At 51.0% G+C, this 17,885-nt stretch carries 16 protein-coding genes and 6 tRNA genes; 11 read left to right on the top strand and 11 right to left on the bottom strand.

The window, feature by feature from the left end; translation table 11 throughout:
* The first annotated feature begins 54 nt into the window (after positions 1-54).
* From ACHHZ7_RS03505 to ACHHZ7_RS03485, 5 genes are all read left to right on the top strand, one after another.
* Positions 55-450 carry a DUF302 domain-containing protein gene (locus ACHHZ7_RS03505; RefSeq protein ID WP_032944134.1) on the top strand — a complete coding sequence of 132 codons (396 nt, stop codon included), beginning with the start codon at positions 55-57 and terminating at the stop codon, positions 448-450.
* A gap of 230 nt (positions 451-680) precedes the next feature.
* A complete protein-coding gene (locus tag ACHHZ7_RS03500) occupies positions 681-950 on the top strand; it encodes a YdgH/BhsA/McbA-like domain containing protein (protein ID WP_008785396.1) in 270 nt (89 codons plus the stop codon).
* 325 nt (positions 951-1,275) lie between these two features.
* Positions 1,276-2,109, top strand: coding sequence for a xanthosine phosphorylase (gene xapA / locus ACHHZ7_RS03495; RefSeq protein WP_060683467.1), 834 nt, complete (start codon positions 1,276-1,278; stop codon positions 2,107-2,109).
* 56 nt (positions 2,110-2,165) lie between these two features.
* On the top strand, positions 2,166-3,422 hold the full coding sequence (locus ACHHZ7_RS03490) for a nucleoside permease (protein WP_048215824.1): 1,257 nt from the start codon (positions 2,166-2,168) through the stop codon (positions 3,420-3,422).
* 98 nt (positions 3,423-3,520) lie between these two features.
* A complete protein-coding gene (locus ACHHZ7_RS03485) occupies positions 3,521-4,405 on the top strand; it encodes a LysR family transcriptional regulator (protein ID WP_060683468.1) in 885 nt (294 codons plus the stop codon).
* A gap of 456 nt (positions 4,406-4,861) precedes the next feature.
* Here the strand turns inward: ACHHZ7_RS03485 and ACHHZ7_RS03480 are convergent.
* From ACHHZ7_RS03480 to ACHHZ7_RS03465, 4 genes are all read right to left on the bottom strand, one after another.
* Positions 4,862-4,937: transfer RNA gene (locus ACHHZ7_RS03480), tRNA-Lys, on the bottom strand.
* 4 nt (positions 4,938-4,941) lie between these two features.
* Positions 4,942-5,017: transfer RNA gene (locus tag ACHHZ7_RS03475), tRNA-Val, on the bottom strand.
* Positions 5,018-5,064: 47 nt separating this feature from the next.
* Positions 5,065-5,140, bottom strand: a tRNA-Val gene (locus tag ACHHZ7_RS03470).
* Between the two features lie 46 nt (positions 5,141-5,186).
* Positions 5,187-5,262: transfer RNA gene (locus tag ACHHZ7_RS03465), tRNA-Val, on the bottom strand.
* 258 nt (positions 5,263-5,520) lie between these two features.
* On the opposite strand from ACHHZ7_RS03465, the gene gltX reads away from it, so the two are divergent.
* Positions 5,521-6,936 (top strand): glutamate--tRNA ligase, encoded by a 1,416-nt coding sequence (gltX, locus tag ACHHZ7_RS03460; RefSeq protein ID WP_060683469.1) that lies wholly within the window; start codon positions 5,521-5,523, stop codon positions 6,934-6,936.
* A gap of 56 nt (positions 6,937-6,992) precedes the next feature.
* Here the strand turns inward: gltX and ACHHZ7_RS03455 are convergent, their stop codons facing one another.
* Entirely contained in the window at positions 6,993-7,385 is a 393-nt protein-coding gene (locus ACHHZ7_RS03455) for a YfeC-like transcriptional regulator (protein ID WP_003834896.1), read from the bottom strand.
* Between the two features lies 1 nt (position 7,386).
* A complete protein-coding gene (locus tag ACHHZ7_RS03450; protein ID WP_395148619.1) occupies positions 7,387-7,749 on the bottom strand; it encodes a YfeC-like transcriptional regulator in 363 nt (120 codons plus the stop codon).
* 221 nt (positions 7,750-7,970) lie between these two features.
* Between ACHHZ7_RS03450 and ACHHZ7_RS03445 the strand changes: the two genes are divergently transcribed.
* Both ACHHZ7_RS03445 and ACHHZ7_RS03440 read left to right on the top strand, forming a co-directional pair.
* Positions 7,971-8,046: transfer RNA gene (locus ACHHZ7_RS03445), tRNA-Ala, on the top strand.
* 42 nt (positions 8,047-8,088) lie between these two features.
* Positions 8,089-8,164, top strand: a tRNA-Ala gene (locus ACHHZ7_RS03440).
* Positions 8,165-8,303: 139 nt separating this feature from the next.
* Here ACHHZ7_RS03440 and nupC read toward each other — a convergent pair.
* Entirely contained in the window at positions 8,304-9,506 is a 1,203-nt protein-coding gene (gene nupC, locus ACHHZ7_RS03435; RefSeq protein ID WP_060683470.1) for a nucleoside permease NupC, read from the bottom strand.
* Positions 9,507-9,850: 344 nt separating this feature from the next.
* On the opposite strand from nupC, the gene ACHHZ7_RS03430 reads away from it, so the two are divergent.
* Complete coding sequence (locus ACHHZ7_RS03430) at positions 9,851-11,089, top strand: Nramp family divalent metal transporter (RefSeq protein WP_003834891.1); 1,239 nt, start codon at positions 9,851-9,853, stop codon at positions 11,087-11,089.
* Positions 11,090-11,121: 32 nt separating this feature from the next.
* Here ACHHZ7_RS03430 and ypeC read toward each other — a convergent pair whose 3' ends face one another.
* Both ypeC and mgrA read right to left on the bottom strand, forming a co-directional pair.
* Positions 11,122-11,448, bottom strand: a complete 327-nt coding sequence (ypeC, locus tag ACHHZ7_RS03425; RefSeq protein WP_060683471.1) for a DUF2502 domain-containing protein YpeC — start codon at positions 11,446-11,448, stop codon at positions 11,122-11,124.
* A 137-nt stretch (positions 11,449-11,585) separates the two neighbouring features.
* A complete protein-coding gene (gene mgrA / locus ACHHZ7_RS03420) occupies positions 11,586-12,575 on the bottom strand; it encodes an L-glyceraldehyde 3-phosphate reductase (protein ID WP_048234784.1) in 990 nt (329 codons plus the stop codon).
* Between the two features lie 182 nt (positions 12,576-12,757).
* Here mgrA and ACHHZ7_RS03415 point away from each other — a divergent pair, with 182 nt between their 5' ends.
* The gene (locus ACHHZ7_RS03415; RefSeq protein WP_060683472.1) at positions 12,758-14,410 is read left to right on the top strand and encodes an alpha-keto acid decarboxylase family protein; all 1,653 of its coding nucleotides are present in this window, start codon (positions 12,758-12,760) and stop codon (positions 14,408-14,410) included.
* Here ACHHZ7_RS03415 and ACHHZ7_RS03410 read toward each other — a convergent pair whose 3' ends face one another.
* Positions 14,411-15,646, bottom strand: coding sequence for an ion channel protein (locus ACHHZ7_RS03410; protein ID WP_032944118.1), 1,236 nt, complete (start codon positions 15,644-15,646; stop codon positions 14,411-14,413).
* A gap of 203 nt (positions 15,647-15,849) precedes the next feature.
* On the opposite strand from ACHHZ7_RS03410, the gene glk reads away from it, so the two are divergent.
* Positions 15,850-16,815 (top strand): glucokinase, encoded by a 966-nt coding sequence (glk, locus tag ACHHZ7_RS03405; protein ID WP_003028256.1) that lies wholly within the window; start codon positions 15,850-15,852, stop codon positions 16,813-16,815.
* Between the two features lie 26 nt (positions 16,816-16,841).
* Here the strand turns inward: glk and ACHHZ7_RS03400 are convergent, their stop codons facing one another.
* The gene (locus tag ACHHZ7_RS03400) at positions 16,842-17,864 is read right to left on the bottom strand and encodes a hypothetical protein (protein ID WP_060683475.1); all 1,023 of its coding nucleotides are present in this window, start codon (positions 17,862-17,864) and stop codon (positions 16,842-16,844) included.
* Positions 17,865-17,885 lie beyond the last annotated feature (21 nt).

Here is a 17,885-nt window from a genome sequence, read left to right as displayed (position 1 = left end):
CGTCATTCGCTGGCGGGTATTTTCATGAATATTCTATAAATAAAGGAACGACAGATGAGAAAGCCGGAGCGGACAAAAACGCTGCCTAGTAAGTTCAATTTTGATGATACTGTAAACAGACTCGTCAGCGTATTGAATGCTAAAAATATTCGTATTTTTGTGCAGGTTGATCAACAGCAAGCGGCAACGGAAGCAGGTCTTGCTCTGCGACCGACGATGTTATTTCTGTTTGGTAACCCAAAGGGTGGTACTCCTGCCATGCAAGCAAATCCTCATGCGGCAATAGAGTTACCCCTACGGGTGGTTATTTGGCAGGATGACAATGGTGATACCCATATAGATTATCAGGATGCAAGTACTGTTCTGGAGTTTGACTATGGTGTTGCACATAATATTGTTGCTCCAGTTAGCATCCTGACAACCCTTCTTAACGAAGTGGCCGGTAATTAATTGCAAATAACACTAAATGCCTCGTGGATATTTAGTGTTATTTTTCTGCGTTTATTATGCAAATATTTAACCCGCTATAATAAACCTATTGAATAATACATATGATGTTCATTACTCTTCAATGTTTGTCGATTCGTCTATTTTATAAATAGAAGGGTTTTTGTTTGCAATATTATGTGAAGAGTATATCTTGACGCTCAAATATTAATATGTAAGTTATGAGGATAGTTATGAAAAAGACATTAGTCACATCATTGGCCGCTTCTTTGTGTTTTCTCAGTCTGTCTGCCTTTGCTGCTACAGAAATCTCGCAACAAGAAGCCAATAGTTTAAAGCATGTCAAGTCAATCACCGTAACGGAAAATACGGTGAATCAATGTATGCACAAAATTTCGAAAATGGCAGATAAAGAAGGTGCTGATTTCTTTGTTATTAAGAACTTCTCTTCTATAGGCAATGGTTCTCAGGCTGTAGTGACCAGCGAACTCTATAAGAAGTAAACAGCTGTTTCCCCCGTTTTAATTATTGATTAGCGAAAGTGCGTTGTTGTACCTGCTTTCGCTTATTAATAATCAACAAATGTTTGTCAGTCATTTGCAAGGCGGGCTTTGTCAGCCCATTCGTCTGACGAATTCCTGATGTGTTGGTACTCCTTGCCATTTCTGGCAGAAAAAAAATGTGAGTTCAGGCCGATTTAGCACATGCCATCTATACCGATTTACTATCGGTTATCGGGATAAACGGTATTGGTAATCGATTGCGTAGTCTCGCTATAACAATGCGGTACGCTACGTTATTTCGATTACTCAGTATTAAGGACATCTCATGAGCCACTCTCTTTTCTCGCAAAATCCCTGGTATAGCGCTGATATCATTCGTGGTTACAAACCGGATTTTACGCCGCGCGTAGCCTTTATCCTCGGCTCAGGCCTGGGGGCGCTGGCGGATCAAATTGAGGATGCGGTTGCCATCTCTTACGAGAAACTACCAGGGTTCCCGGTGAGTACCGTACACGGTCATGCTGGTGAACTGGTGTTGGGAAATCTGGCGGGAATTCCGGTGGCCTGTATGAAAGGACGTGGACATTTCTATGAAGGTCGCGGTATGACGGTGATGACGGATGCTATTCGTACGCTGAAGCTGCTGGGCTGTGAGCTGCTGTTTTGCACCAATGCTGCAGGCTCTTTGCGTCCCGAAGTCGGACCGGGTAGCCTCGTTGCGCTTAGCGATCACATCAATACGATGCCGGGTACGCCGATGGTAGGGCCAAACGATGAGCGTTTTGGCGAGCGATTCTTTTCACTGGCGAATGCCTATGATGCTGACTACCGTGCGATCCTGCAAACTGTTGCCGCTGAGGAAGGATTCCCGCTGAGTGAAGGGGTTTTTGTCTCTTATCCGGGGCCGAACTTTGAAACCGCGGCAGAAATCCGCATGATGCAAATTATCGGTGGCGACGTGGTGGGGATGTCGGTGGTGCCTGAAGTTATCTCTGCGCGCCTCTGCGGTTTGAAAGTGGTTGCGGTGGCGGCCATCACCAACCTGGCGGAAGGTCTGGGTGATGTTAAATTATCTCACGCGCAGACGCTGGCTGCAGCGGAACTCTCCCGGCAGAATTTCATCAATTTGATCTGCGGATTCTTGCGCAAACTGGCCTGAATAACTAAAAAATGACCCCGCTTGCGGGGTCTTACTTTATGGCAAGGAACGGAAAAATGGGTATCGCATCTCGCTTAAAGCTCATGTCGTTTTTGCAATATTTCATCTGGGGAAGCTGGTTGGTAACCCTGGGTTCCTACATGATTAATACCCTGGATTTTACCGGTGCGAACGTCGGTATGATTTACAGTTCGAAAGGGCTGGCGGCGATTATCATGCCGGGCATTATGGGCATCATTGCCGATAAATGGCTACGCGCCGAGCGCGCCTATATGCTTTGTCATCTGGTGTGTGCGGGCGTGTTGCTATATGCCACAACCGTTACCGATCCGCAGACCATGTTTTGGGTGATGCTGGTTAACGCAATGGCGTATATGCCGACGATTGCGTTATCGAATAGCGTCTCATACTCGTGCCTGGCGCAATCAGGTCAGGATCCGGTCACCGCGTTCCCGCCAATTCGTGTGTTTGGCACCATAGGTTTTATTGTGGCGATGTGGACAGTCAGTTTGATGGGACTGGAACTGAGCAGCGCGCAGTTGTATATCGCTTCAGGCGCATCGCTGCTGCTGGCTCTGTATGCACTTACGTTGCCGAAAATCCCGGTTGCTGAGAAGAAAGCAAACACCACGCTTGCCAGCAAGCTCGGTCTGGACGCCTTTGTTCTGTTTAAAAAACCGCAGATGGCAATCTTCTTTTTGTTTGCGATGATGCTGGGGGCGGTGTTGCAAATCACCAACGTCTTTGGCAATCCGTTCCTGCATGATTTTGCCCGTAACCCGGAATTTGCCGACAGCTTTGTGGTGAAGTACCCCTCCATATTGCTTTCCGTTTCACAGATGGCGGAGGTGGGCTTTATTCTCACTATTCCGTACTTCCTTAAACGCTTTGGCATTAAAACGGTGATGCTGATGAGCATGCTGGCATGGACGCTGCGCTTTGGCTTCTTTGCCTTTGGTGATCCGTCGCCGTTTGGTTTTGTGCTGCTGCTGATGTCGATGATCGTCTACGGCTGTGCGTTTGATTTCTTCAATATCTCGGGATCGGTATTTGTCGAGCAGGAGGTTAGCTCTAACATTCGCGCCAGCGCGCAGGGGCTGTTTATGACGATGGTAAACGGCGTTGGCGCGTGGGTGGGATCAATTCTGAGTGGTATGGCGGTGGACTATTTTTCTGTCGATGGCGTCAAGGATTGGCAAACTATCTGGCTGGTGTTTGCCGCGTATGCGCTGGCTCTGGCGGTTATCTTTGCATTGTTCTTTAAATACAGGCATGAGCCTGAACGACTGGCACAGAAATCACCGGCACATTAATACTCCATTGGCGGCGGGTTCTGATACCCGCCGTTTCATTTTCTGCGAGGCAATGTGGTAACTTTGCGCATTATCCTTATTTCAGGAGCGCATTATCCATGGAACGCACGCACCGCATCGATCTGAAGTTACTGCGTTATTTTCTTGCTGTCGCAGAAGAACTGCATTTTGGACGTGCTGCTGCTCGCCTGAATATGTCGCAACCGCCGCTCAGTACCCATATTAAAGAGCTGGAGCAACAGCTCGGCACTTTGCTATTTATCCGTCATTCCCGCAGCGTGGCGTTAACTCACGTGGGAAAGATATTGATGGAAGAGTCGCGCCGACTGTTATCCAGTGCTAATCAGGCGCTGGCGAGAGTGGAGCAAATTGGTCGTGGTGAGGCAGGGCGAATTGAGCTTGGCGTTATCGGTACAGCGATGTGGGGAAAAATGCGTCCGGTGATGCGGCGTTTTATGAAGGATAATCCCAATGTTGAGGTGCTGTTTCGCGAGAACATGCCCGCGATGCAGATGACGATGCTGGAACGGCGTGAACTGGATGCGGGAATTTGGCGGATGGCTACGGAGCTTTCTCCCGGGTTTACCAGTTTGCGTTTGCATGAGTCCTCTTTTCTGGTTGCCATGCCGGAAGAACATCCTCTTACTGCCTGTGAGTCCATACCGCTGGAGGCGTTGAGAAATGAATATTTTGTCACAATGCCTTCCATTCATACTGACTGGGCATTTTTGCAGCGAGTTTGCCTGAGTGCTGGATTTTCCCCGATGATTATTCGTGAGGTGAGGGAGCCGCAAACGGTGCTGGCGATGATCAGCATGGGGATTGGTATTACGTTAATTGCTGACAGCTATGCGCAGATGAATTGGCCTGGCGTGGTATTTCGACCGTTAGAGGAACGTATTCCGGCGGATTTGTATATTGTGTATGACCAACTGCAGGCGACACCCGCGCTGGAGAAACTGGTAGCGGCATTGACGATGTGATGTCTGTGCCGGATGGCGACTGACGTCTTATCCGGCCTACGCGTGTTGTGTTGTCTGTGCCGGATGGCGACTGACGTCTTATCCGGCCTACGCGTGTTGTGTTGTCTGTGCCGGATGGCGGCTGACGTCTTATCCGGCCTACGCGTGTTGTGTTGTCTGCGCCGGATGGCGACTGACGTCTTATCCGGCCTGCGCGTGTAGTGTTGTCTGTGCCGGGTGGCGACTGACGTCTTATCCGGCCTACGCGTGCGGTATTGTCTGTGCCGGATGGCGACTGACGTCTTATCCGGCCTACGTGTGTAGTGTTGTCTGTGCCGGATGGCGGCTGACGTCTTATCCAGCCTACGTGTGCGGTATTGTCTGTAGGCCTGATAAGCGTAGCGCATCAGGCGATGCAGGTTCGAATCTTATAAATCGCAGATAGCAAAAAGGCGCCTTTAGGGCGCCTTTTTACATTGGTGGGTCGTGCAGGATTCGAACCTGCGACCAATTGATTAAAAGTCAACTGCTCTACCAACTGAGCTAACGACCCGAAGTGGTGGGTGATGACGGGATCGAACCGCCGACCCCCTCCTTGTAAGGGAGGTGCTCTCCCAGCTGAGCTAATCACCCACTTCGGTACTTCAATTTTATTGTAAGAAATCCAGCTGGCGAGAAAGTGGTGGGTGATGACGGGATCGAACCGCCGACCCCCTCCTTGTAAGGGAGGTGCTCTCCCAGCTGAGCTAATCACCCACTTCTCAATTTCTTACTCTACACGGCGGAGACTACATAAAGTAGTTGGTGGGTGATGACGGGTTCGAACCGCCGACCCCCTCCTTGTAAGGGAGGTGCTCTCCCAGCTGAGCTAATCACCCCCGCTGTGTGGAGTCGCATTATAGGGAGAGTTGAAAATGAGTCAACGCATTTTCTAAAGAATTTGTTCGTTCGTCGTAAATTTAAACAAAACGATCGCAAATCAATCCATGCGGCATGATTTGTATACGAAAATGGCAAAGCGTGATGTTCCAACCTGAACAACATTGAGGAATCAGACCACAGTGATAGAATACGAGCCTGATAATCTTTCCAGGATTTGCCGGTTGTCGGCATCTTTATAAACGTAAGGCCATTTCATGAAAATCAAAACTCGCTTCGCGCCAAGCCCGACAGGTTACCTGCACGTCGGTGGTGCGCGTACTGCTCTATATTCCTGGCTTTTTGCACGTAACCATGATGGTGAGTTTGTGCTGCGTATTGAAGACACCGATCTCGAACGCTCCACTCCGGAAGCTATTGAAGCCATTATGGATGGCATGAACTGGCTGAATCTGGAATGGGATGAAGGCCCGTACTTCCAGACCAAACGTTTTGATCGCTACAATGCCGTGATTGATGAGATGCTGGAAGCCGGTACCGCGTATAAATGCTACTGCTCCAAAGAGCGTCTGGACGCACTGCGCGAAGAGCAGATGGCAAACGGTGAGAAGCCGCGTTACGACGGTCGCTGCCGCCACGGCCATGAACATCATGCTGCTGATGAACCCTGCGTGGTGCGTTTTGCCAACCCGCAGGATGGATCCGTTATTTTTGACGACCAGATCCGTGGGCCGATCGAATTCAGCAACCAGGAGCTGGACGATCTGATCATCCGCCGTACTGACGGTTCCCCGACCTACAACTTCTGTGTTGTGGTCGACGACTGGGATATGGAAATCACTCACGTTATTCGTGGTGAAGACCATATCAACAACACTCCGCGTCAGATTAACATCCTGAAAGCGCTGAATGCGCCGGTGCCGGTTTATGCACACGTGTCGATGATCAACGGCGACGACGGTAAAAAACTCTCTAAACGTCACGGTGCGGTCAGCGTTATGCAGTATCGCGACGACGGTTACCTGCCGGAAGCGCTGCTGAACTATCTGGTGCGTCTGGGCTGGTCCAGCGGCGATCAGGAAATCTTCACCCGTGAAGAGATGATCAAACTGTTCTCCCTTGGTGCGGTGAGCAAGTCTGCCAGTGCGTTCAACACCGAAAAACTGCAGTGGCTGAACCATCACTACATTAATTCGCTGGCACCTGAATATGTGGCAACGCATCTGCAATGGCACATTGAGCAGGAAAATATCGATACTCGCGTCGGCCCGCAGCTGTCTGAGCTGGTTAAACTGCTGGGTGAGCGCTGCAAAACGCTGAAAGAGATGGCGCAGAGCTGCCGCTACTTCTACGAAGACTTTGCTGAGTTCGACGCGGATGCAGCTAAGAAACACCTGCGTCCGGTAGCGCGTCAGCCGCTGGAAGTGGTTCGCGATAAGCTGGCTGCTATCAGCGAGTGGACGGCAGAAAACGTGCACCACGCGATTCAGGCAACCGCTGATGAGCTGGAAGTGGGTATGGGTAAAGTTGGGATGCCGCTGCGCGTAGCCGTAACCGGCGCGGGTCAGTCTCCGGCGTTAGACGTAACGGTGCATGCGATTGGTAAATCCCGCAGCATTGAGCGTATTAATAAAGCGCTGGCGTTTATTGCTGAGCGTGAAAGCCTGCAGTAAGAGTGGTTGAGCGATGAAACAACGGCAGGAGCGCATCCTGCCGTTTTTTTTGCCTGTTATTCAGACTCATCAATACCCAGACGGGTAAGGAAAGTGCGAATACCTTCGCGCGAAATATACATTGCCAGCTTTTCTTGTTCCGTTGGGGACATGTTGTCCAGTGCGCTAATTATCTGGCGACAGGCGTGGCTACGCACCACGTGGGTGTATTCTGCCAGCGGTTCCTCAGCCTGATAAATTTCAGGGACTTTGCGAAAAGCCGGAATATTGAGCAGAAACGTACGGACACTGGAGTCGATATGGATCAGTCTTGCACGACCCCCTTTAACGCCGGGAAACTTTTCAGTGGTCCAGTTTTGTTCTCTGATCCAACGATTGACGGTTTGTTTGGCAACCCCGAGACATTCCGCCAGTTCTTCGGTCGTCATTTTGCTGCGTAATTTTTTCATATTATTTGTTGTCGCGGATCCCTAAGCGTTGTAACAAACCCGTAATGCCTTCACGCAGGATCAGTGACGTAAACATTTTTTGTTCTGACGGAGTCATCTCTTTGGCGAGCCTAATCAGTAGAGCTTCGATAGAGGTATCGCCGGATAACGATAAATTATCTGATAAACCTTCGGCTGAACGCTCAGCACTGCGAATGTATTCACGAACTTGTTCGGTGACGTGAACCAGACGCGCTTTACCGCCCTGTACGCCTGGTTTTGGTGATGTAGCCCAACCCTCCTTGCACACCCATTTATTGATGGTCTGTCGGCTGTATCCGGTCAGATTAGCAAGTTCTTCTGGCGTCATCCGTTCCTTGAACATAACGATTCCCTGAATAGTCGTGGGGTTAATTAGTGGCTCATTTTATAGCACCATTTTAGTAGAAACCGTGACGCGTTTAACTACTGAATGCGAGTTGTTACGCAATGTTCTTCATTTGACTGCTTTTTCAGCGATTGAATTCTATGAGTTAATTTTGCCGTTGACACACGCGAAGGGAATTCATATGATGCCGCCCGTCAACTCGACAAGCTTTACGTAATGGGGCTATAGCTCAGCTGGGAGAGCGCTTGCATGGCATGCAAGAGGTCAGCGGTTCGATCCCGCTTAGCTCCACCAAATTTAATCCCAATGAATTTGGTATGTACGTAATAGCATCGTGGGGCTATAGCTCAGCTGGGAGAGCGCTTGCATGGCATGCAAGAGGTCAGCGGTTCGATCCCGCTTAGCTCCACCAAAATTTAAACCCTCGCTGAAAAGCGGGGGTTTTTTGTTTCTGTTTCCACCCTGTATCTCTTCGGTTTGCTGAATAGCAGGCATAAAAAAACCGGGGAGAAGAATCTCCCCGGTCTTATCAATACGATGTTGTCTTACGCTTACAGCACCAGTGCTGCGATAGATGCAGACAGTACGCTCACCAGCGTAGAGCCGTACACCAGCTTCAGACCGAAGCGGGAAACCACGTTACCTTGCTCTTCGTTCAGACCTTTAATCGCACCGGCGATAATACCGATGGAAGAGAAGTTAGCGAAGGAGACCAGGAACACGGACAGGATACCTTCTGCACGCGGAGAGAGCGTGGCGGAAATTTTCTGCAGATCCATCATCGCAACGAATTCGTTGGAAACCAGTTTGGTTGCCATGATACTGCCCACCTGCAGCGCTTCGCTGGACGGCACACCCATTACCCATGCAACCGGGTAGAAGATGTAGCCCAGGATGCCCTGGAAGGAGATGCTGTAACCAAACCAGCCGGTCACGGTGGCGAACAGGGCGTTCAGGGCTGCGATCAGCGCGATGAAACCAATCAGCATCGCCGCAACGATAATTGCCACTTTGAAACCTGCCAGGATGTATTCACCCAGCATTTCGAAGAAGCTCTGGCCTTCGTGCAGGTTAGACATCTGAATGTTTTCTTCGCTGGCATCAACGGTGTACGGGTTGATCAGCGACAGCACGATAAAGGTGCTGAACATGTTCAGAACCAGCGCCGCAACCACGTACTTCGGTTCCAGCATGGTCATGTACGCGCCGACGATAGACATGGAAACGGTCGACATCGCCGTTGCAGCCATGGTGTACATACGGTTGCGAGACATTTTGCCGAGAATATCTTTATAGGCGATAAAGTTCTCGGACTGACCCAGGATCAGGGAGCTGACGGCGTTGAAGGATTCCAGCTTGCCCATACCGTTCACTTTGGATAACAGGAAACCAATCGCGCGGATGATAACCGGCAGAACGCGGATATGCTGCAAAATACCGATAAGAGCGGAAATGAAGACGATTGGGCACAGCACTTTCAGGAAGAAGAATGCCAGGCCTTTGTCGTTCATGCTGCCGAAGACAAAGTTTGTCCCTTCATTAGCGAATCCGAGGAGTTTTTCAAACATCTCGGAGAAGCCTCTCACGAAGCCCAGACCGACATCAGAGTTCAGGAAGAACCATGCCAGTAACACTTCAATAACAAGCAATTGAATAACATAACGAATGCGGATTTTTTTACGGTCACTGCTTACCAGCAGTGCGAGTACCGCAACCACGGCAAGGGCCAGGACGAAATGAAGAACGCGGTCCATATTTGCTCCAAATATGAGGCAGGTTTAGTTTTCGTGCACATTCTATGTAACAACCATAAAGAAAACGAGATCAAACACACACTATAATAAGGACCTGTGACGAGATTCAAAATTAGTGATCGGTGATACACTTCTGTTATGTTTAGTATGGAAGTGAAAAGTTATGTCATTGTGCTAATCTCATAACAATAATTAAACATCTCACCGGTATTTCCAGAATCCTTATCGATCCATAGACAAACACTATCAGAGAAATCAACTTCACCCATTAAAATGAATTTGATAATCATTCTCAATAGGCGTAGCTTGAAACATAGCAAAGGCTATGTTTCTGAGGCACTAAAATGACTAACGATCGCGTTGAGAGTAGCAGTGGACGGGCAGCGCGCAAGTTGAAGCTCGCATTAATGGGACCTGCGTTCATCGCGGCGATCGGCTACATCGATCCGGGCAACTTCGCCACCAACATCCAGGCAGGGGCCAGCTTTGGCTATAAACTGTTGTGGGTGGTGGTCTGGGCAAATCTGATGGCGATGCTGATTCAGGTGCTGTCGGCAAAGCTGGGTATTGCCACGGGTAAAAACCTAGCGGAGCAAATTCGCGATCACTATCCTCGTCCGGTGGTGTGGTTCTACTGGGTGCAGGCCGAAATTATCGCCATGGCGACAGACCTTGCTGAATTCATTGGCGCCGCGATTGGTTTCAAATTGATCCTCGGCGTGTCGTTATTGCAGGGGGCCGTGCTCACCGGTATCGCGACTTTTTTGATTCTGATGTTGCAGCGCCGTGGGCAAAAACCGCTGGAAAAAGTGATTGGCGGCTTGCTGCTGTTTGTGGCAGCGGCTTACATTGTGGAACTGATCTTTTCCCAGCCGAACTTCGCGCAACTTAGCAAGGGAATGGTTATCCCGAGCCTGCCTAATTCCGAAGCGGTGTTCCTGGCGGCTGGCGTGCTCGGCGCGACTATCATGCCACACGTCATTTATCTGCACTCTTCCTTAACTCAGCATCTGCACGGCGGAACACGTCAACAGCGCTATGCGGCCACGAAATGGGATGTGGCAATCGCCATGACGATTGCTGGATTTGTCAATCTGGCGATGATGGCGACGGCTGCCGCTGCATTTCACTTTAGCGGGCATACCGGTATTGCCGATCTCGATCAAGCGTATCTGACACTTGAACCGCTGTTGAGTCACGCTGCGGCGACGGTATTCGGTTTAAGCCTGGTGGCTGCGGGACTTTCTTCTACCGTGGTCGGTACGTTGGCCGGGCAGGTGGTGATGCAAGGGTTTATCCGCTTTCACATTCCGCTTTGGGTACGCCGTACCGTCACCATGATGCCATCATTTATTGTGATTCTGATGGGACTGGATCCGACGCGTATTCTGGTGATGAGCCAGGTATTGCTCAGTTTTGGTATTGCACTGGCGCTGGTGCCGCTGTTGATCTTCACTAGCAACAGTCAGCTGATGGGCGATTTGGTGAATACCCGTTGGGTAAAACAGGTAGGTTGGGTGATTGTTGTGCTGGTGGTGGCGCTCAATATCTGGCTGTTGGTAGGAACCGCACTCGGTTTGTAAAAACAAAAGGGCCCGTTGGCCCTTTTGTTACATTAATGATGATGTTTGTGGCCACGCCCGCGACCGCGGTGGTCGTCACGATCGTTCCAGCCTTCACGATAACCGCGCTCATAAGCTTTGCGTTTGTCCCAGCCACGATGGTAGCCGTTGTCATGACGCCACCAGCGATTTTTGCGCCACTCATAGTTATGGTGCCAGTAATCCTGGTCGCGCCAGCGGCCGCCATCCCAGTAGTTACCGTAGTTATCGCGATCGCCAATTTGTAATTTTATTGATGGCAGCAGGGTGATTTCGCCAGCGTTCGCGGCCAGCGGTGTAAAAGCCAATAAGACTGCCGCCAGAATCAGTGACCTGAACATGTTTTCTCTCCTTCACGATCGAGCCGTAGCCGGCCTGTTAACGTAATATTACGGGGCAGTAAAGCCCCGTTTCATCGCCTTAACTCTTAAATCGCAAGTGAGAGCACTTTTTGTTAATAAATGTGTCTTTATTTCAATCAACTCAGGATAGCATCAATCTCCGCGCACTCTTCAGACGTAAAGTGACGGTTTGCCAGCATACCGACAGCGTCTTCAATCTGCGCCGTTTTACTCGCGCCAATCAGCACGGACGTGACTTTGTCATCCCGTAACACCCATGCCAGCGCCATTTGGGAAAGCTTTTGCCCGCGTCGTTCTGCCAGCACATTCAGCGCCCGCACTTTTTCCAGTTTTTGTGGAGTGATCTGGTCCGGATTCAGAAAGCGACTGGTGCTTGCCGCACGAGAATCCGCAGGAATGCCGTTCAGATAGCGGTCGGTTAACTGTCCGCCAGCCAGCGGTGAGAAGGCGATACTGCCGACACCTTTTTCCTGTAATAGCGACAGCAAGCCGCCTTCGACCCAACGTTCAAACATGGAATATTTGGGCTGGTGAATAAGGCATGGCGTACCTAAATCGTCGAGTATTTCAATCGCCTGCCTGGCAAGATCTGCCGGATAGTTAGACAACCCGACGTACAGCGCTTTGCCCTGACGGACGATGTGATCCAGCGCGCGCATGGTTTCTCTGAGCGGTGTTTCAGGGTCGGGGCGATGGTGGTAGAAGATATCGACATACTCCAGCCCCAGACGCTTCAGGCTTTGATCGAGACTGGCAATCAGATATTTGCGTGAACCCCAGTCACCGTAGGGGCCTTCCCACATGGTGTAGCCCGCTTTTGTGGAGATAATAAGCTCATCTCGCCACGGTAAAAAATCTTCCTGCAGGATCCGACCAAAATTCCGTTCTGCCGAACCCGGTGGTGGACCATAGTTATTTGCCAGATCAAAATGGTTAATCCCCAGATCGAATGCGCGCTGTAACAATGCGCGACTGTTCTCGACCTGTGTGGTATCGCCAAAATTGTGCCACAAACCCAGAGAGACAATCGGGAGCTTAAGGCCGCTCTGACCGCAGCGGCGGTACTCCATTGTCTGATAACGATTTTCATCTGCGTGATAAACCATGTCACCCCCCTTCCACAATGCGTGTGCCTTTCAGTGTATACGGTTACACTGTCGATTCTTCAATGAATTTTTACCGCCAAAACTGTAAATCCTGCTTTCCACCCCTTCACAGCGACTTTCCTGGACAGTCATCACAGTTCTTCGATACTCAACATGAGGTTACCGTCAGAAGGATAGCTGTCATGCAAACCCCGTATTCCGTTGCTGATTATCTGCTGGACAGGCTGGCAGGCTGTGGCGTCGGCCATCTCTTTGGTGTGCCGGGCGATTATAATTTGCAGTTTCTTGACCACGTGATTGAACATCCCAACGTATGTTGGGTCGGGTGTGCGAATGAATTGAATGCGGCTTATGCGGCAGATGGCTATGCCCGGGTATCCGGGGTTGGGGCGCTGCTCACCACGTTTGGTGTGGGGGAGTTAAGCGCAATTAACGGTATCGCGGGTAGCTTTGCGGAATATGTTCCTGTTTTGCATATTGTCGGCGCACCCTGTCGCGGCGCGCAGCGTCGCGGAGAGTTGATGCATCACACTTTGGGTGACGGTGACTTTCAGCATTTTTACCGCATGCAGCAGGCGGTAACGACGGCCAGCGCGATACTGGATGAACAAAATGCCTGTTATGAAATTGACCGTGTGTTGCGAATGATGCTCAGCGAGCGCAGGCCGGGCTATCTGATGCTACCTGCTGATGTGGCTAAACAGCCTGCTACGCCACCGAATGATATTATGATTGTTCCTCTGAGCGAGCCGGAAAGCAGCGTGATAGAGGCGTTTCGCTACCATGCCCGTGAACGATTGCTGGACAGCCCACGCGTAGCGTTGCTGGCCGACTTCCTCGCGCTGCGTTTTGGTCTGCAGCCGGTTTTACAGCGCTGGATGGCAGAAACGCCGATGGCTCATGCCACGTTGTTGATGGGCAAAGGACTGTTTGATGAGCGTCACCCGGCGTTTGTTGGCACGTACAGCGCTGGAGCCAGCAGCGATTATGTACGTCAGGCGATAGAAGATGCCGATACGATAATGTGTGTCGGCACACAATTTGTCGACACCCTCACTGCTGGGTTTACACAACAGCTACCGCAGGATCGCACCATTGACGTTCAGCCCCATGCGTCACGAATTGGATCCCACTGGTTTAACATCCCGATGGAGCAGGCGGTCACCACATTACGTGAGCTGTGCCTGGAAATGTCGTTTTCTCTACCGCCAGAACGTCCGCCAATTAGGCGTGTTCAGGTTGAGAAGGGCCCACTGACGCAGGAAAACTTCTGGCACACGGTGCAGCAGTTTCTGAAGCCTGATGACATTATCCTCGTCGATCAGGGAACCGCCGCCTTTGGCGCGGCTGCGCTCTCACTACCTTGCGGGGCGGAAGCACTGGTTCAACCGTTGTGGGGATCTATCGGCTACGCGCTCCCGGCGGCATTCGGTGCGCAAACGGCCTGTCCGGACCGTCGGGTGATCCTGATTATTGGTGATGGCGCGGCGCAGCTCACCATTCAGGAGCTGGGCTCCATGCTCAGAGACGGGCAATCGCCGGTTATTTTACTGCTCAACAATGACGGTTATACCGTGGAGCGGGCCATACATGGGGCAAATCAGCGCTATAACGACATCGCCGCCTGGAGCTGGACGTCGGTGCCGCAGGCGTTTAGTCGTGAATGTCAGGCAGAATGTTGGCGGGTGAAGCAGGCGGTACAGCTGGAAGAGGTGCTGGCCCGGTTGTCCAATCCGCAACGATTGTCGTTAATTGAGGTGGCGCTACCGAAAGCCGATCTTCCTGAATTATTGCGCACGGTGACCCGTGCGCTGGAATCTCGCAACGGCGGATAGCTATTTATCAGGGCGCTCAGCGACCATCATCGGTTTACCTGCCAGCAGCAGCCAGGCGGGCAGCATGACGATGCACAGCAGCGGCAGCAGGGTGGAATCTGGCACCACCACTGCTGCCATAAACAGGCTCAGCCAGGCGTCACGGGTGACGACCAGCACCAGCCCGAGAATAGAGCAAGAAACCGTGATGGCAGCCGGCACAGCTTCAACATGGGCGTGCAGCATCAGGCCAAGCGCGACGCCAACGAATACCGCCGGGAAGATTCGTCCGCCGCGAAAACCACTCGCCGCTGCTACCACCAATGCCGTTAGTTTGATCACGGCGAGCATGAAATAATCTGATGTCCCCAGCGTTTGGCTAAACGCCATCTGCTGCATTTCGTCCAGTCCCTTAAACAAGGTAAGCGGCCCGCCGATTACACCCAAAATACCAAGGATAAAACCGCCTGCCCCGAGGATCAGCACCGGGTGTCTTAATCGATGCATTAAATGGTGCAAACGCGGCAGACACCAGACGGCAACCATCCCAGCGGCAATGGCGATAGCAGCAACGACCGCACCGCTGAGGATATCGATCAAGTGCATCTGCGTGTAGTGCGCGATGGGCAGTGAAAAATGGGGGTGAAAAAACAGGCTGGTGGTTAGCGAACCCGCGGCGGCGGCCATTAACGGTGCAAACAGGCGATCCCACAAGGGCACATCGTTTGAGCTATTCAGCGTTTGCGAAAATATCAGCGCGGCGGCAACGGGGGTACCAAATAGCGCGCCGATGGTGCCGGCAGAGGCGAGAATGGTCCAGTCCAGCTTCGCAATGCGCGGAAACATGCGGCTACCAAGTGCCACTGCCAGTGCGATATTCACGGTCATGATGGGGTGTTCCGGACCCAGGCTGACGCCACCCGCGAGGCCGAGGATTAGTGCTGCCAGCAGGCCCGGTATTGCTGACGTTGGCACCGGCATACCAATTAACGGTTCACAGGCCGGATCCGGGCCTGCGTGACCATGGCTGTAACGGATAACTAACCCGACCATGATCCCTGTGAGTGTCAGCATACCGATAATCCAGACCGGAGAGTCCTGGGCTATACCGATGCTAACAGGCAGACGCTCCCACAAAAACTGCTGTAAAACGGAAGCCACTTTCATCACAACGATCAACACCAGGCTGGACGCTATGCCAATGATTAGCGCTGGGGTTGATAGCAAGAGCATCGTTCTGGCTCGCGGATGGAGCATTTTCTATTCCTTAAAACAGAGTCATAGACATAGTTTGCACAGCCTGCCTGACGACATCGCTGCAAATGGTGCTGAAACGATAAAGTAATTGTGTGATCTGGATCGATTTTCCACGGGCATCAGCCTTCAGACCGTTGTTGTTATGTCCCCATGAATTTACAGTGTGCAAAGATTTATTCTGACTTTAGCGGAGCAGTGGAAGAATGACAAAATATGCTTTAGTAGGGGATGTTGGCGGCACCAACGCGCGTCTTGCTCTGTGCGATATTGCCAGCGGCGAGATTTCGCAGGCAAAAACCTATTCCGGGTTGGATTATCCAAGTCTGGAGGCGGTGGTGCGCGTGTACCTGGATGAGCATAGCGTTAGCGTTGAAGATGGTTGTATTGCCATTGCCTGTCCGATCACCGGCGACTGGGTGGCAATGACCAACCATACCTGGGCGTTCTCTATTGCTGAGATGAAAAAAAACCTGGGCTTCAGCCATCTGGAAATCATCAATGATTTCACCGCTGTGTCGATGGCGATCCCGATGCTGAAAAAAGAGCATTTAATCCAGTTTGGTGGCGCGGAACCTGTTGAAGGTAAACCTATTGCGGTTTATGGCGCAGGAACCGGGCTTGGCGTGGCGCATCTGGTCCACGTGGATAAACGCTGGGTAAGTCTCCCTGGTGAAGGCGGCCACGTGGATTTTGCGCCTAACAGCGAGGAAGAGGGAATTATCCTTGAGGTTCTGCGCGCGGAAATAGGTCACGTGTCCGCAGAACGCGTGCTGTCTGGTCCGGGACTGGTGAATCTGTATCGCGCGATCGTCAAATCTGACGGACGCCTGCCGGAAAATCTGCAGCCGAAGGATATCACCGCACGGGCGCTGGAAGATTCCTGCATTGACTGTCGTCGTGCGCTGTCGCTGTTCTGCGTCATCATGGGACGTTTTGGTGGCGATCTGGCGTTAACGCTGGGCACATTTGGCGGTGTGTACATCGCCGGCGGTATTGTGCCGCGCTTCCTCGACTTCTTTAAAGCGTCGGGCTTCCGCGGTGGTTTTGAAGATAAAGGCCGTTTTAAAGCCTACGTGCAGGATATTCCGGTGTATCTGATCGTGCACGATAATCCTGGACTACTTGGCGCTGGTGCGCATTTACGTCAGACGCTGGGGCATATTTTGTAAGGTCAGGGCCGGATGGCGCTCAGCGCTTATCCGGCCTTGTCGTTCTGGCTGTTCATATTTTCTAAAATTATCTTGATCATCTGTTGTTCAAATAAATCGGCATGCAGGTATCTTGTGTTTTTATATTTTTTATCGGTATCCAGATAGGGTTGATGCAAACAACATTCTGGCGGCGTGCATGAGATCAGGGTGTTAATAAGGTCAATTGGTTTAGGGTATTCAACAAATTGCGGGCCATGGCGATAGTTATGTTTATTTTGCCATTCCGCCAGATCGTCCATAAAACACTCTGCGGTTGGTTTCGGCATCGCGCTGGCTTTATCTTTGCCCAACACAATATAAGCTAGGTTGTATAATCCGTGCGCGTATGGCCAGAACATTTTATGGAGCTTAGTGAGCCCTGGTTCTCTCAATGCAGACACGCTTTTACAATATAAATCGAGTTGCGTGCCTGCTTCTGTCACATCCTCATCCAGGAGCGCCATCAGATAGCTGAGGATGAACATATCGCTTGCTGTCTGCTTCGTGGCCAGTACCTTTTGCGCTCTTTTTCTGGCATCCACTGCAAAGTCTGCACGTTTGTACCACACCGCCATCATTAAATTCGTCATGGCCAGGTTAACAGGGTGACCGTTATCACTCATGCCCAACTTTTCAGGCAATAAGAGCGGTACTCGGTCAAATAAACCCGCGGCAAGAATCTCCAGTGTCGTCCATACATTAATACTGTGATCGCAGCCTGAGTCCACACCCTGCGTCACATGTTTAATCATCGCAGACTGTCGCAGGGATAAGTGCAGAGATTCCATATCATTTGACTGTATCGCGGTTTTATATCCTAATAAATCCGGGCTGCGCTTCATGCGCAGCATAAAAAGCCATGAACTCAGCTGTTGTTGCAGTGAATAATCCAGATGGCATTGTTCATGAATATCCAGGTACTCAGCTAAATAATCGTCCGTACTTATCCATATCAGGGCATTTTTTTCCGCTTCTTTTGCGTATTCGCGTGGATATGTACGTTGATATTTTTCGCTCAGCTTCGCCATGACATCACCTGTAAAAAATAG

This window comes from Citrobacter freundii complex sp. 2024EL-00216, from assembly GCF_043945515.1.
In the GTDB taxonomy this organism is placed as follows: Bacteria; Pseudomonadota; Gammaproteobacteria; order Enterobacterales; family Enterobacteriaceae; genus Citrobacter; species Citrobacter portucalensis.
This window is presented reverse-complemented; position numbering and strand designations above follow the sequence as displayed.

Coding starts and splice junctions, on each gene's coding strand:
- ACHHZ7_RS03505 (WP_032944134.1), top strand. CDS start 55: ATGAGAAAGCCGGAGCGGACAAAAACGCTGCCTAGTAAGTTCAATTTT.
- ACHHZ7_RS03500 (WP_008785396.1), top strand. CDS start 681: ATGAAAAAGACATTAGTCACATCATTGGCCGCTTCTTTGTGTTTTCTC.
- xapA (WP_060683467.1), top strand. CDS start 1,276: ATGAGCCACTCTCTTTTCTCGCAAAATCCCTGGTATAGCGCTGATATC.
- ACHHZ7_RS03490 (WP_048215824.1), top strand. CDS start 2,166: ATGGGTATCGCATCTCGCTTAAAGCTCATGTCGTTTTTGCAATATTTC.
- ACHHZ7_RS03485 (WP_060683468.1), top strand. CDS start 3,521: ATGGAACGCACGCACCGCATCGATCTGAAGTTACTGCGTTATTTTCTT.
- gltX (WP_060683469.1), top strand. CDS start 5,521: ATGAAAATCAAAACTCGCTTCGCGCCAAGCCCGACAGGTTACCTGCAC.
- ACHHZ7_RS03455 (WP_003834896.1), bottom strand. CDS start 7,385: ATGAAAAAATTACGCAGCAAAATGACGACCGAAGAACTGGCGGAATGT.
- ACHHZ7_RS03450 (WP_395148619.1), bottom strand. CDS start 7,749: ATGTTCAAGGAACGGATGACGCCAGAAGAACTTGCTAATCTGACCGGA.
- nupC (WP_060683470.1), bottom strand. CDS start 9,506: ATGGACCGCGTTCTTCATTTCGTCCTGGCCCTTGCCGTGGTTGCGGTA.
- ACHHZ7_RS03430 (WP_003834891.1), top strand. CDS start 9,851: ATGACTAACGATCGCGTTGAGAGTAGCAGTGGACGGGCAGCGCGCAAG.
- ypeC (WP_060683471.1), bottom strand. CDS start 11,448: ATGTTCAGGTCACTGATTCTGGCGGCAGTCTTATTGGCTTTTACACCG.
- mgrA (WP_048234784.1), bottom strand. CDS start 12,575: ATGGTTTATCACGCAGATGAAAATCGTTATCAGACAATGGAGTACCGC.
- ACHHZ7_RS03415 (WP_060683472.1), top strand. CDS start 12,758: ATGCAAACCCCGTATTCCGTTGCTGATTATCTGCTGGACAGGCTGGCA.
- ACHHZ7_RS03410 (WP_032944118.1), bottom strand. CDS start 15,646: ATGCTCCATCCGCGAGCCAGAACGATGCTCTTGCTATCAACCCCAGCG.
- glk (WP_003028256.1), top strand. CDS start 15,850: ATGACAAAATATGCTTTAGTAGGGGATGTTGGCGGCACCAACGCGCGT.
- ACHHZ7_RS03400 (WP_060683475.1), bottom strand. CDS start 17,864: ATGGCGAAGCTGAGCGAAAAATATCAACGTACATATCCACGCGAATAC.